Genomic DNA, 12,662 nt, shown 5'->3' on the forward strand with positions numbered 1-12,662 from the left:
ATCGGGCCGGGCCTGTGGACAACCGGCCTGTGGACAACCCGCCCTCGGGCAACCCGCCCTCGGACGAGGGGCCTCGGCGAGGGCGCGTGCCGCATCCGGTGGACGGCACGGCCCGGGGACGGCGGAGGCACCCTGTTTCCCGGCCCGACGGCCGGACCGTACCGCGGTTATCCTGATCCGATCGCCAGCCGCCGATGAGGAGTTCCGAAGTGAGCGAGGCAGAGTCGCGCCCCACGCTGGAGGCCGTCGCAGCGCGGGCAGGCGTGTCCCGCGCCACCGTGTCGCGGGTGGTCAACGGCGGGGACGGCGTCAGGGAGCCCCTCGCCGCTCGGGTCCGCGAGGCGGTCGAGGAACTCGGCTACGTGCCCAACCAGGCGGCGCGCAGCCTGGTCACCAAGCGGCACGACGCCGTCGCCGTCGTCATCGCCGAGCCGGAGGCCCGGGTCTTCGCCGACCCGTTCTTCGCTCTGCAACTGCGCGGCATCAGCAAGGAGTTGACGGCTCATGACAACCAACTCGTGCTGCTGCTGACGGAGGGCCGCGCGGACCACACGCGCGTGGCCCGCTACCTGGCCGGCGGTCATGTCGACGGAGCGCTCGTCTTCTCCCTGCACCTCGACGATCCGCTGCCCGGCTTGATCAGGAACGCGGGCGTACCCACGGTGTTCGGCGGCCGTCCCGACTGGAGCGACGGCGTCCCCGGCCCCGTCTACGTGGACAGCGACAACCGGGGCGGCGCCCGTGAGGCGGTACGCCATCTCGTCGGCCTCGGCCGGACCCGGATCGCGCACATCACCGGCGCGCTGGACCAGACCTCGGCGGTGGACCGGCTCGACGGCTACCGGGACGTCGTCGGCGACGCCGACCCGAGGTTCGTCGTGGAGAGCGACTTCACCCCGGGCGGCGGCGAGCGCGCCATGCGCGAACTCCTCGATCGCTGCCCGGACGTCGACGCGGTGTTCGCCGCAAACGACCTCACCGCGCTCGGTGCTCTGCGCGTGCTGCGCGAGAGCGGGCGGCGCGTGCCCGACGACGTGGCCGTGATCGGCTTCGACGACGTCCTGCCCGTCGCCGAACAGACCGATCCGCCGCTCACCACGGTCCGTCAGGACATCGAGGAGATGGGCCGGCTGATGGCCCGCCTTCTGCTGGACGGCCGGGCCGACCGGCCCCACCGGTCCGGCGGGAGGGGCGCGAGTGACGGGGGCCGCGGGAGTGACGGGGGCGGTCAGCAGGGGGCGGACGCGACGGCGTCCGGCGTGATCCTGCCGACCACGCTGATACGCCGCGTGTCCGCCTAGGGGCGCGCTCCGGCTGTGCAGCACGACCGCCTGTGCTGCACGACCGCCTGTGCTGCACGACCGCCTGTGCTGCACCGGCCGCCTGCGGTGCGCATTCCTCCCGTGCCACGCCAGCATTCGTGCCATGCGGTCGCGTGTGCCCTACGAGCCCTACGTCTCTTTGCTACGTCCCCATGCCGCCCGGCGCGTACCGGGGCCGCGTGTCCGCCTGGGCGGCGTGCCCGTCCGGGCCGAATGCCGTCCGGGCCGTGTGCCGCCGGCCATGTGTCCGCTCCGCTCCGGCGGCAGCCCCGTCATGGCCGTGAAGTCGCCCTGCGGCCTCAGCCCTGCGGCGGCTCGCTCTTGATCACCGCGAAGCGGACGCCGTACGGGTCCGCGAACTTGGCCATACGGCCGACACCCTCCAGGGTCGTCGCCGGCATACGCACCGTGCCGCCCAGCTGCTGCGCCTTCTCGACCACGGCGTCCGTGTCCTCGACCTCGAAGTACGGCAGCCAGTAGGGGCCGGCCTCCGCTTCCGTCGGGTCGTCGGCCAGCGGGACCATCCCGCCGAACATCGCGTCCTCCCCGGCACCGCCCGGATTGATACAGGTGTACGTGCCGCCCGGGAACGGCACTCCCGAGGTCTCCAGTCGGAGGACCTGGTGGTAGAACGCGGCGGCAGCCGCGATGTCCGGCGTGTACAGCTCGACCCAGCACAGCGCACCCGGTTCGTTCGCCGCGTCCACGCCCTTGGTCTGTCCGGGCTGCCAGATCCCGAACGGCACGCCGGCCTGGTCGGCGAGGACCGCCATGTGTCCCTGGCCCATCACGTCCATGGGCTGGAACAGCACGCTGCCGTGCGCCTGTTCGGCCGCCTTGGCGGTGGCCTGTGCGTCCGCGCTCTGGAAGTACACCGTCCAGGCCGGCGGACCCTGCTCCGGGCCGGTCTGCATACCGCCGGCGACGGTCCTGCCGTCGAGCTGGAAGAAGCCGTAGCCGCCGGCGTCCGGCCCCGCCGACTGGAACCGCCAGCCGAACAGGCCGCCGTAGAAGGCCTGGGCGCCCTCCATGTCGGGGGTGCCGACGTCGATCCAGTTGGGAGCGCCGTCGACGAAACGGGTGGTGAGCATCTTCGCCCTCCTTGAAAGCGGCCCGTGAGCCGGGTCCTGTCCGCTGCACTGCCGAGTCTTGCACCGCCCACTGACAATCGCTGCCGGAGCGCCGCCGTGCGCCGGGCCGATGCCCTCTGTCACCCTGGGTGACCCGCAGGATTCTCCGGGTTTCCGTCCTGCTGCCGCGCGCCGCCGTGCGGTGGCGCGTCCCGGTGGAGCATGATCGGGGCGGTCCAGGGCTCCGGCCGCGGCGTTGAGCCGACGTTGATCGAACGTTTTTCGCCGCGCGGCACGATCCTGACCATGCACATCGAAACCATCACCCCGGCCGACACCGCCTGGCAGGCTCAGGCCCTGTGCGCGCAGACCGGGGCGGACTTCTTCTTCCCCGAGCCCGGAAGCTCGGTGCGCGAGGCGAAGCGCATCTGCGGCATGTGCGAGATGCGCTCCGCCTGCCTCGACTACGCGCTCGACAACGACGAGCGTTTCGGTGTCTGGGGCGGCCTCTCCGAGAAGGAACGGCTCGCTCTGCGGCGGACGTCCCACTGACACCCGCTCCGGCCACGGGGGCTAGGATCCGGGGACGCGTCCGGACGTAGCGCAGAGGCAGGCGCACCCGCATGGCATGCGGGTCACACCGGTTCGAATCCGGTCGTCCGGGCGCGCCTCGGGGTCCCGTAGAGCAGAGGCAGACTCGCCGCCTTCTCAGGGCGGTCACGCCGGTTCGAATCCGGTCGGGACCACTGTGGTACCGACGGACAGGGGCGGGGCGGGACGGATGAGCGAGGCGACGGGCGACACCGTCACCGAGGCGGAGCTGGCGGACTTCCACCGGGTGGTGGGCAAGCTCCGGGCACTGCCTGTCGACGACCCGGTACGGCTGCGGGCCGAGCAGGTCGCCGCGTCCTTCGCCCGCGACGGGCGGCTCGGGCGCCGCAAGGCGCGCGGAGCCGAGGTCGCGGCCGCCGACGCGGCAACGATGTCCGCGACCGCCACCGGCTCCCCGGACCGGCGCGAGGACGCACCCCTGACCGAGCGGGGCGCGGGCGGAGTCTTCCACAAGCCGCGCCCCTGCTACGTCTGCAAGTCGTCGTATCGGCAGGTCGACACCTTCTACCACCGGCTCTGCCCCCGCTGCGCGTCCGACAACACCGCCCGCCGGGCCCTGAGCACCGACCTGACCGGCCGCCGCGTGCTGCTCACCGGCGGCCGGGTCAAGATCGGCTTCCAGCTCGCGCTGATGATGCTCCGCGACGGCGCGGAGCTGCTCGTCACCTCGCGCTTCCCGCACGACACCGTGCGCCGTTTCCGAGCCGCACCGGGCAGCGCGCGCTGGCTGGACCGGCTCACCGTTCTCGCCGTCGACCTGCGCGATCCGCGCCAGGTGCTCGGCCTGTGCGAGGACCTCGGACAGCAGGACCGGCCGCTGGACATTCTGGTCAACAACGCCGCCCAGACGGTCCGGAGGCCGCCCGAGTCGTATGCGCTGCTCGCCGCCGGCGAGCACGGCACGCTGCCCCCGGGCGTACGCCAGGCCCCCGGATTCACCCCGATCGGGCTTCTGCCGGGCTCGGCAGCAGCTCTCCCGGTCGCGCTGCGGGAGGCCGACGAGGCCGGGCTGCTGCCGGACCCGGCCCCCGAGAACTCCTGGTCGGCACGGCTCGGCGCGCTCGATCCGGCCGAGGTTCTGGAGACCCAGCTCGTCAACGCGCTCGCCCCCGCCCTGCTGTGCGACCGGCTGCTGCCGCTCCTGCTCGCCTCGCCGCACCCGCGTCGCTACGTCGTCAACGTGAGCGCCGTGGAGGGCCGTTTCGCCGTCCGCAACAAGATGGCCGGACACCCCCACACCAACATGGCCAAGGCCGCGCTGAACATGCTCACCCGCACCAGCGCCGCCGAACTCGCCGAACAGGGCGTTCACATGTGCGCCGTCGACACGGGATGGATCACCGACGAGAACCCGGCGCCGAAGAAGGCCCGGATGGCGGACGCGGGCTTCCGGACCCCGCTCGACGTGGTGGACGGCGCGGCCCGGGTCTACGACCCCATCGTGCGCGGCGAGGCCGGTGACCCGGTGTCGGGCGTGTTCCTGAAGGACTACCAGGAGGCGGCGTGGTGAGTGAGGAGACGAGCGGGCGGACGCCCCCGTTCGCCGGGGTGCCCGAGGTCGAACCGCGCCCCCTGGCCGACCTCGCCCCGCTGCTGGACTGGCTGCGCTCCGGGCATCCGGCGGGGGAACGGCTGGACTTCACGGCCGGTACCGCCCTGCCGGACGGACGGCTGGACCTGTGCAAGCAGGGCGTCGGCGCCGAGGGAGCGGCACTGATCGCCGGAGCCCTGGCCGCGGGGCCCTCGCCGGTGCGGCATCTGCTGCTCGGCACGGACGCGCTCGGCGACGCCGGAGCCGAGGCCGTGGCGGGGGCGGGCGCGGACGTCGAGACGCTCTACCTCGGCTGCAACGGCATCACCGCAGCCGGTGCCTGCCGGATCGCCGACCAGTTGCGGGCCTCCCCGCAGGTCGTCACCGGTGTCTGGCTCAAACGCAACCCGCTGGGCGGCGCCGCCGGGCACGCGGCGGCGGAACTCCTGGAGTCCGCCCGGTCGTTGCGCACCCTCGACCTCGTCCAGACCGGCCTGGACCCGGCGGGCACCGCCGTCCTCGCCGACGCGCTGCTCACGGCCGAGCAGGGTGGGCGGCGGATCGAGCGGCTCTTCGTGGGCGGCAATCCGCTGGGCGAGGCGGGCGCTCGGGCCCTGGCCGCCGTACTCGCCGCGGGCGCGGTCGACGAACTGTACGTCTCCGCCGCCCGGCTGGGCGACGGCGGTGCCCTCCGGCTCGCCGAGGCACTGGAACGCGCGCCGCACGGCCGGCTCGCCCGGCTGTCCGTGGCCAGCAACGGCATCGGCCCGCGAGCCGTCGTCCGGTTGGTCACGGCAGCCGCGGCGGCCGGGGTCACCCTGCTCGACCTCGGCCGGGTCCGGGCCGCCGCGGTCCTCGCGGCCGAGGACAACCACATCGACCTCGCCGCCGCCGACGCCATCGGCCGGGCTCTTACCCGGGCCGAGCACCGACTGGGCCATCTCGTCCTCGCCCACACCGGCATGCGCAGCCGTGAGGCCCACCGCCTCCTCGACCACGCGGCCCACGCCCGCACCGCCACCCGCTACCGCCTGGGCACCGGTATCGCCGCCAGCATCAAGCACCGCCTGGCCGCTCTCAGCACCCACATCCCCGCTCTCCCGGTCCCGCCGGACATGGCGGCGGTCCGCAGCGTGCACCGCACGGCGCCGCCGGACGAGGGGTGAGGAGGGTGCGGCCGACGGGCGTCGCTCGCTCAGGGTTGTTGTGATGCGCCGGTACTCGGCCGTCGTTCCTGGTTGTTGTGATGCGCTGGTGGTCGGCCGTCGTCCCTGGTGTTGTGATGCGCCGGTGTCCGGTCGTCGCTCCGTGCCGTTGCGGCGCGACGGTGTGGCCGTCCCGGAACGCGCGCGGTCCGCCCGCCGCGGTGGTCCGTACGGCCGCCGCAGCACCGGCCGCGCCGGCTCTCGGTCCCCTCACATCGTCGTGAACACCTCCGTCCAGAACCGCTGCTGTTTCTCCGACGCGCCCACCAGATAGGTCGCCCGCAGCTTGGCCGGAAGCAGACGTACCAGACGGGCGACCGCCCCCCGGTGCTTCTTCAGCTGGGAAAGCTCCGCGTTGGCGAGGACCTGGTGGACGGTGTCGCTGTCGTCACCGCCCTCGGCCGAGTGCTCCGTAGCCCGGCGCAGGCGTGCCTCCCAGGCGGCCACGTCGCGGGCGAGCTCGCGCAGTCCCGTGACCGGGCGGCCGTTGAGGCGGTCGATCAGGGCGGTGAGCGGCACGGGCGCGTACTCGCCGTCGCCGAGGTAGACCGTGCCCATCTCCAGCGGCAGTCCACGCCGGTGCAGCTTGATGAGCCGTTCCAGGGTGCGCTTGGTGATCCAGGCGCGGCCTTCGTCGTCGATGTCGTGCTTCCACCACTCCAGCACCGTCTCCGCGTCGGAGCCGTAGCGGGCGAGCAGCCACTCGTTGGCCGGGACGTCCTCGGGCTCCACGGTGAGCGAGGCGGTGAAGCGGGTCGCCTGGGCGATGTTGTTCCGGGACACCAGCAGCTTGCGGCCCAGGTGGTACGGCGGGTTCTGTACGGCTATCTGGGCGCGCAGGTTCTCGATCCGCCGCCCCGCCAGTGACCACTCCTGGGTGATCTCCATCAGCTTGGCGAACGCGGCCCTGTCCTTGGGCCGGTTGTACTCGTCCCAGACGATCGCCTTCGGCTCCGGGCCGGTGAACTTCACCGCCAGCAGATTGTCGAGCGTGCCGTCGGGGGACGGGACCGGCGCGCACAGGTCCTCGACGTTGGTCACGGGCAGCGAGAAGTACAGCGGCTCGCGGCCCAGACCTTCGCGCAGGGTCTCCCGCACGGCCTCCGTCTTGCCGCACCCCGGCGGGCCCTGGAGCAGGACGGTCCAGCGGTTGCGCAGCGCGGCCCGGACGACCTGCCGGACCGGATCCGCGATCGTCGCCGGGTTGGCGACGCCGACGGCCTCGGCGATCCGGTCGAGGATCTCGGCCGTACGGTTCTGCCCGGGCCTGCCGTCCGGGCCCGGCTCGGCCAGCCGCAGCCGTTCGCCGTCGAGCAGGGGCAGGCCCCAGCGCAGCGGGAAGCCCTCCCGGGCGTTCGCCAGGATGTGGTCCAGGGTGCGCGGGGACAGCAGTGCGCGCAGGACGGGGGAGAGCGACGCCCACAGAGTGAACACCGCTCCCAGGTCCCACGGGCGGTACTTGGCGGCCAGGTGCCGTCGCCAGGAGGTGTCGTTCGCCGTGATCCGCAGGGTCACCATCCGGTCGAGCAGCGCAAGGTCGCCGCGGCGGGCCGACGTCTCGGACAGCGACTCGTTGTCCGTGAGGAACACGCCCACGCAGCCGAGGGAACGCAGATCGTGCTCGCCCAGGGTCCAGTTGCAGGCGATCTGCATCAGCTGCGACTGGATCGTGTCGCCCGCCTGCAGTGAGTCGTCGATGAGCAGCACGAACGGCCGGCCCGGCGTGAGCTGGTTCATCACCAGCTGGCGCAGCACCAGTTCACCGGTGTGCGGATCGCGCACGGGCGCGTTCACGAGCAGGTCGTCCGGCGTCAGGTTCGCCGCCGGGACGTACACCAGGGAGGTGTCCGGGTGGGCGCGGGCCAGATGCGCGAAGAACGTCGCCGTCTTGCCGATGCCGTGCTCGCCGAAGACCTGACCGGTCTGCCCCATGTCGATCATCGCGTCGATGAACGACTCCAGCCGGGAGGTCGTGGTCGTCTCGGTGTGTGTGGTCATCTTCCGTCTACCGCGATCCTGTGGTGACGCGATGGCAGTCCATCGCGGGTCGGTGCCGCTCGGGCCATTCGTCGCCGCCCTCGGTGATCAGCCAGATCCACTTCTCCGGCTCGGCGGGCGTGATCGGCGGGGCGTACCCGTCGGTGAGGACCACGACGGCGTCGGGGACGGCGTCCAGCCGGCGGCCGTTCACCTCGGTGCGGCCCTCGACGTGGTCCGCGACCGCCTGGAAGCTCGTGCCACCCCCGCCGTACACGCGCTCGCCCGGCCGGAACGGCATCACCACCGCGTCGAAGGACAGCCAGTGCGCCTCCACCCCGTCGATGCGGCCGACGAGTTCGGTGAGCCACTGGACCACGTGCTGCGGCATCGAGCCCGAGGTGTCGTAGGCGATCACCAGTACCTTCTCCCGCACCGGGCCGCGCCGGGCCAGCATCGGGTCCTGGCCGAGAGCCGCCAGCAGCGCGCCCCGCTTCTTGGGGTACACGAGCCGCTCGCCCTCGCGGAGTTTCGAGCCCAGTACGTCCACGAGCCAGCGCTGCCACCAGTCGACGGTCAGCGTGCGCGTGGTCTTTCCGCGCAGCATGCCGGCACCCAGCTTTCCCCAGATCCGGGCGGCCCGCGGCGATCCGTCCTCGGTACGGCCCATCAGGTCCAGCAGCTCGCGCTCCGCGCCCGTGTGGCCGCGGCGGGCCGCCAGCAGGGAGTTGAGCAGCGCGGAGGAGGTGATCGCGTCGACGGTCTCCTGGTCGGCGGGGACGAGACCGTCCACCAGATGCGCGCAGAGCGGCTCCGGGACCGGGGGCCGGCACATCCGCTTCAGCTCGCCGTAGACCTGCAGGTCCGTCTCGACGAACCGCTCGTACGGCACCGGTTCCAGGGAGTGCGCCGTCAGGTCCTCCACGTAGCTGTCGTACACCGCGCGGGGGTCGATGCCGGTGGGCCGGCCGTCCAGGAGCGGGAGCTCCTCCCGGTCGAGGCGGACCAGCGCCACGTGGTTGATCGCGACCTCGGCGGCCAGCGCGAACACCGGGTCGGCGCGCAGCTCGTCGTCGGCGAACAGATGGCGGTGCACCAGGTGCCGTGCCTCGTGGAACAGCACGAACTTCACACCGTCCAGGCCCAGCCGGACGAAGAAGCCGGGGTTGTACAGCAGCAGGCAGGAGCCGTCGCCGGAGGCGACCACGGCGGCCGTGTCCACGGCGGTCGTCGGGATCTGGTGCCGGCACTTGCTGTACAGCCAGGAGGCCACCGCCGACTGGGTGAGGCCGAAGTCCAGCAGCGCGGCCTCCTTGAGCCGCCGAGCCTCCTCGACCACGGCCGGGTCGGCCGGGCGGTACTGCTCGATCGCCCTGCGGTCGGCGAGGTCCACCACCGGGGCACGCGACCGCCCCCGCTCTCCGTACGCCATGTGCCGTCCCCCGTACTGCCGTCCCTCGTGCGCTGATTCCCCCGTGCCTCCTTGGTACCAGCCCGCACTGACAGCGGGCCAAGGCATTACGCTCGGGGGCAAGGGCGGGGCCGTAGCGCAGAGGCAGACGCACCGGTCTCCAAAACTGGGACACGCTGGTTCGAATCCAGCCGCCCCGCCCCCCTCGACCTGCTCAGGCGATGGCGCCTGCGGTGGTGATCAGCTCAGGTGCGGTGCCGTGGAAGGTGTCCATGAGCTGGGCCAGAACCGCCCAGGCCTCCACACGGTCCCCCAGGTGTTCGTGCACGAGCGGCCGCAGGGCGTCCTCGGCCTCCCGGGCCCGTGCCGGGAACAGCAACCAGCCCATGGACAGCACCTGGAGCACGTGGGCGGCGGAGCCGTGCGCCCTCGCATAGTCGGCCGGGCCGTCGAGCACTCCGGCCCCGCGCACGCGGTGCGCGAACTTGGGATGCGAACCGAACTGCGCGCGCAGGGCCGGCGGGCAGTCGGGGCGTACGGCCAGGGCCCAGCGGGCGTAGCCGGGCAGCGGGCCCTCTGCGTCGGCCGCGGCCACGGCCGTCCAGTCGTCCGAGGCGAGGACCATCGATGCCGCCGCGCGTGCCGCGCCCATGGACCGGGCGGCGCGCAGGGCGCCGGTCAGCCCGAGCCGGACGTAACTCGACGGTATCGCGGGCTCCTCGCCGCGCAGGGTGGCGTGGACCGGGACGGGCGCGGTGCGTCCGGAGCCGAAGGGCACACCCCGGGCGACGGCCCGCCGCAGGCCGGCGTCGGTGGTGATGAACTGCCACACCATCGCGTTGAGGTCCGGGTCGTCCTCCTGCAGGATCCACAGCACCACGGAGGCGGGCAGCAGGTTCCCCCACGCCCATGCGCGCTCCAGCCGCCGCCGGACCACCTGCGGATCCTCGGGTCCGGGAAGCCCCGTCCGCTCCCGGATCCGCCCGGCGGTCTCGTCGTCGACCAGGCGCAGCAGAAAGCCTGCCGCCTGCTCGGCCCTTGTGTGATCACGCATGCGGGCATGATGCCGCAGGCCACCGACAGCCCGCACCGCTGATTCCGCACGCGCGCGTGCGGAATCGCATCGGGTCGGTCACCTCCGTGGGCGGGGTGAGCCGGGCCATCGGCCCGCCGGCCGGGCTCACCGTCCGGCAGGGCTCCGGGTCAGGCTCCGTCCGGGCTTGCGTTCACCGCTCCGGCACGGCTTTGCGCCAACCGTTCCGGCAGTGCTCGGGCTCAGGCTCCCGCAGGGCTTCGGCTCAGGCTCCGTCCAGGCTTCGGCTCGGGCACCGTCCAGGCATCGGCTCAGGCTCCGGCCCGGGCCGCCATTCGCGCCTTGCGGGCGGCCAGCTTCTCGTCGAACTTCAGGGCCTCGGCGTCCAGGCCGCCCATGAAGAGGCCGAGTTCCTCCTGCGCCTGGCGGCCCTCCGGGCCGAGGCCGTCGATCTCCATGATCTTCAGGAAGCGCAGCACGGGCTGGATGACGTCGTCGTGGTGGATGCGGAGGTTGTAGACCTCACCGATCGCGATCTGGGCCGCGGCGCGCTCGAAGCCGGGAATGCCGTGCCCGGGCATGCGGAAGTTGACCACGACGTCCCGGACCGCCTGCATGGTCAGGTCGGGTGCGAGTTCGAAGGCGGCCTTCAGGAGGTTGCGGTAGAAGATCATGTGCAGGTTCTCGTCGGTCGCGATGCGGGCCAGCATGCGGTCGCAGACCGGGTCGCCGGACTGGTGGCCGGTGTTGCGGTGCGAGATCCGGGTCGCCAGCTCCTGGAAGGCGACGTAGGCGACCGAGTGCAGCATCGAGTGCCGGTTGTCGGACTCGAAGCCCTCGCTCATGTGCGCCATCCGGAACTGCTCCAGCTTGTCCGGGTCCACCGCGCGCGAGGCGAGCAGGTAGTCGCGCATCACGATGCCGTGCCGGCCTTCCTCGGCCGTCCAGCGGTGCACCCAGGTGCCCCAGGCGCCGTCGCGGCCGAAGAGCGAGGCGATCTCGTGGTGGTAGCTGGGGAGGTTGTCCTCCGTCAGGAGGTTGACGACGAGGGCGATCCGGCCGACCTCCGTCACCTTGGACTGTTCCTTGCCCCAGGCCTCGCCGTCCTCGAACAGGCCGGGGAAGTTGCGGGCGTCGCTCCAGGGCACGTACTCGTGCGGCATCCAGTCCTTGGCGACCTGCAGATGCCGGTTCAGTTCCTGCTCGACCACTTCCTCCAGCGCGTGCAGCAGCCGCGCATCGGTCCACACGGACGGGCTGCCGAGATGAGGGGAGGTGATCGTCACGGGAACTCCAGGGGGAACGCCGAACAAAGGGGGAGAGACACGCAAGGTTCCGGCGAGCGGTGCCGGAAACCTACGAGATCGTAGGCTACGAAGCCGTAGGTTACGAAGCCGTAGGTTAAGTTCGCTGTAAAGATCGCTGATCAGCACCCTCGCACGGCATTTCGAGGGCATGCCCGACGGCCCCGGGACCCGCAGGTCCCGGGGCCGCCGGAGCGACTGGATCACCTGTCAGGCGTACAGCTCCCGCAGCCGCACCGAGAGACAGGTCACACAGCCTTCGAGCTTCTCGAACTCGCTGATGTCCACGGTGACCACCTCATGGCCGAGATCGGTCAGCAGCTCCGCCGTCTTCGGGGCGCTCGCCGCCATGAGCACCTTGTGGCCACCGAGCAGCACCACGTGCGCGCCGGACTCCTCGGGCACGGACAGGAAGCCCGGGAACAGCGACGGCCGGTCCACCTTCGGGATGTGCCCGACGACCGTCCCGTCCGGCAGGGCGGTCACCGCCGACTTCAGGTGCAGCACCTTGCTCACGGGGACGGGCACCACGCGCGCGCCGAGCGGCTCGAAGGCGGCGCGCAGCTGCTGCACGCCGGCCGCGTTGGTGCGCCCGCCCCGGCCCACGTAGATGGTGTCGCCGACCTTCAGGACGTCACCGCCGTCCAGGGTGCCCGGCTCCCATATCCAGTTCACCGAGCAGCCGAGCCGGGCCACCGCCTCCTCGACACCGGCGGTCTCCTCCCGCCGGGACTCCGCGCCGGGCCGGGTGATCAGCGCCACGTTCCTGTACATGACGACGGTGTCCTCGACGAACACCGAGTCCGGGCAGTCGTCCTCCGGGTCGACCTCGATCGTCTCCCAGCCGTGCGTGTCGAGCGCCTCGACGTACGCCTCCCACTGCGCGACGGCCAGCTCCACGTCGACCTTCTCCCGCTCGATGTGCGTCACCAGACCTTCGGCGAGACGGGGGCTGGGGCGGCGGACGAGCGCCTTCTTGCTGGGCACGGGGGGCCTTTCCTATCGGCGGTGCGGTTCCGGCGCCATGACAGGGCACCGGTCCGCCATCATGCAGGGCGGCCCGGCCCGCAGAAAACCCCGGGTGCCGGGCTGTGGCCCTCCTGAGACGCTCCGCGGCGACGGAACAGCGGCCGGTGAACGGCTGCCGCGGGGTCTCCTCGAAGATCACCTCGCAGCCGCCGCCCCGCCCGCTCGCCG

At 72.3% G+C, this 12,662-nt stretch carries 10 protein-coding genes and 3 tRNA genes; 7 read left to right on the forward strand and 6 right to left on the reverse strand.

Annotation, left to right across the window (positions count from 1 at the left end; all coding sequences use genetic code 11):
* Positions 1-194 precede the first annotated feature (194 nt).
* Entirely contained in the window at positions 195-1,301 is a 1,107-nt protein-coding gene (locus ACFZCP_RS17135; protein WP_391427815.1) for a substrate-binding domain-containing protein, read from the forward strand.
* A gap of 320 nt (positions 1,302-1,621) precedes the next feature.
* Here ACFZCP_RS17135 and ACFZCP_RS17140 read toward each other — a convergent pair whose 3' ends face one another.
* Positions 1,622-2,413: a VOC family protein gene (locus ACFZCP_RS17140; RefSeq protein WP_362682536.1), complete on the reverse strand. Its 792-nt coding sequence runs from the start codon at positions 2,411-2,413 to the stop codon at positions 1,622-1,624.
* Between the two features lie 285 nt (positions 2,414-2,698).
* Here ACFZCP_RS17140 and ACFZCP_RS17145 point away from each other — a divergent pair, with 285 nt between their 5' ends.
* From ACFZCP_RS17145 to ACFZCP_RS17165, 5 genes are all read left to right on the forward strand, one after another.
* Entirely contained in the window at positions 2,699-2,944 is a 246-nt protein-coding gene (locus ACFZCP_RS17145; RefSeq protein ID WP_362683281.1) for a WhiB family transcriptional regulator, read from the forward strand.
* A gap of 40 nt (positions 2,945-2,984) precedes the next feature.
* Positions 2,985-3,056 (forward strand) — tRNA-Ala (locus tag ACFZCP_RS17150).
* Positions 3,057-3,066: 10 nt separating this feature from the next.
* A tRNA-Glu gene (locus ACFZCP_RS17155) sits at positions 3,067-3,138 on the forward strand.
* A gap of 35 nt (positions 3,139-3,173) precedes the next feature.
* Positions 3,174-4,514, forward strand: a complete 1,341-nt coding sequence (locus ACFZCP_RS17160; protein WP_391427816.1) for an SDR family oxidoreductase — start codon at positions 3,174-3,176, stop codon at positions 4,512-4,514.
* Positions 4,511-5,701, forward strand: a complete 1,191-nt coding sequence (locus tag ACFZCP_RS17165) for a ribonuclease inhibitor (protein ID WP_391427817.1) — start codon at positions 4,511-4,513, stop codon at positions 5,699-5,701. Before ACFZCP_RS17160 ends, ACFZCP_RS17165 begins: the two co-directional genes overlap by 4 nt.
* A gap of 249 nt (positions 5,702-5,950) precedes the next feature.
* Here ACFZCP_RS17165 and ACFZCP_RS17170 read toward each other — a convergent pair whose 3' ends face one another.
* Both ACFZCP_RS17170 and ACFZCP_RS17175 read right to left on the reverse strand, forming a co-directional pair.
* Positions 5,951-7,738, reverse strand: a complete 1,788-nt coding sequence (locus ACFZCP_RS17170; RefSeq protein WP_391427818.1) for an AAA family ATPase — start codon at positions 7,736-7,738, stop codon at positions 5,951-5,953.
* Between the two features lie 7 nt (positions 7,739-7,745).
* Positions 7,746-9,149 carry a hypothetical protein gene (locus ACFZCP_RS17175; RefSeq protein ID WP_391427820.1) on the reverse strand — a complete coding sequence of 468 codons (1,404 nt, stop codon included), beginning with the start codon at positions 9,147-9,149 and terminating at the stop codon, positions 7,746-7,748.
* Positions 9,150-9,253: 104 nt separating this feature from the next.
* Here ACFZCP_RS17175 and ACFZCP_RS17180 point away from each other — a divergent pair.
* Positions 9,254-9,329, forward strand: a tRNA-Trp gene (locus tag ACFZCP_RS17180).
* 13 nt (positions 9,330-9,342) lie between these two features.
* On the opposite strand, the gene ACFZCP_RS17185 is transcribed toward ACFZCP_RS17180, so the two are convergent.
* The 3 genes from ACFZCP_RS17185 to ddaH all read right to left on the reverse strand — a co-directional run bounded on the left by ACFZCP_RS17185 (position 9,343) and on the right by ddaH (position 12,452).
* A complete protein-coding gene (locus tag ACFZCP_RS17185) occupies positions 9,343-10,182 on the reverse strand; it encodes a hypothetical protein (RefSeq protein WP_391427821.1) in 840 nt (279 codons plus the stop codon).
* Positions 10,183-10,472: 290 nt separating this feature from the next.
* Positions 10,473-11,447, reverse strand: coding sequence for an acyl-ACP desaturase (locus tag ACFZCP_RS17190; protein WP_391427822.1), 975 nt, complete (start codon positions 11,445-11,447; stop codon positions 10,473-10,475).
* A 228-nt stretch (positions 11,448-11,675) separates the two neighbouring features.
* A complete protein-coding gene (gene ddaH, locus ACFZCP_RS17195; protein WP_391427824.1) occupies positions 11,676-12,452 on the reverse strand; it encodes a dimethylargininase in 777 nt (258 codons plus the stop codon).
* Between the last annotated feature and the right edge of the window lie 210 nt (positions 12,453-12,662).

This window comes from Streptomyces sp. NPDC007971, from assembly GCF_042958635.1.
GTDB lineage: Bacteria > Actinomycetota > Actinomycetes > Streptomycetales > Streptomycetaceae > Streptomyces.

What these genes read in the sequence shown, in the direction of transcription:
- ACFZCP_RS17135 (WP_391427815.1), top strand. Translation starts at nt 195, where the DNA reads ATGAGGAGTTCCGAAGTGAGCGAGGCAGAGTCGCGCCCCACGCTGGAG.
- ACFZCP_RS17140 (WP_362682536.1), bottom strand. Translation starts at nt 2,413, where the DNA reads ATGCTCACCACCCGTTTCGTCGACGGCGCTCCCAACTGGATCGACGTC.
- ACFZCP_RS17145 (WP_362683281.1), top strand. Translation starts at nt 2,699, where the DNA reads ATGCACATCGAAACCATCACCCCGGCCGACACCGCCTGGCAGGCTCAG.
- ACFZCP_RS17160 (WP_391427816.1), top strand. Translation starts at nt 3,174, where the DNA reads ATGAGCGAGGCGACGGGCGACACCGTCACCGAGGCGGAGCTGGCGGAC.
- ACFZCP_RS17170 (WP_391427818.1), bottom strand. Translation starts at nt 7,738, where the DNA reads ATGACCACACACACCGAGACGACCACGACCTCCCGGCTGGAGTCGTTC.
- ACFZCP_RS17175 (WP_391427820.1), bottom strand. Translation starts at nt 9,149, where the DNA reads ATGGCGTACGGAGAGCGGGGGCGGTCGCGTGCCCCGGTGGTGGACCTC.
- ACFZCP_RS17185 (WP_391427821.1), bottom strand. Translation starts at nt 10,182, where the DNA reads ATGCGTGATCACACAAGGGCCGAGCAGGCGGCAGGCTTTCTGCTGCGC.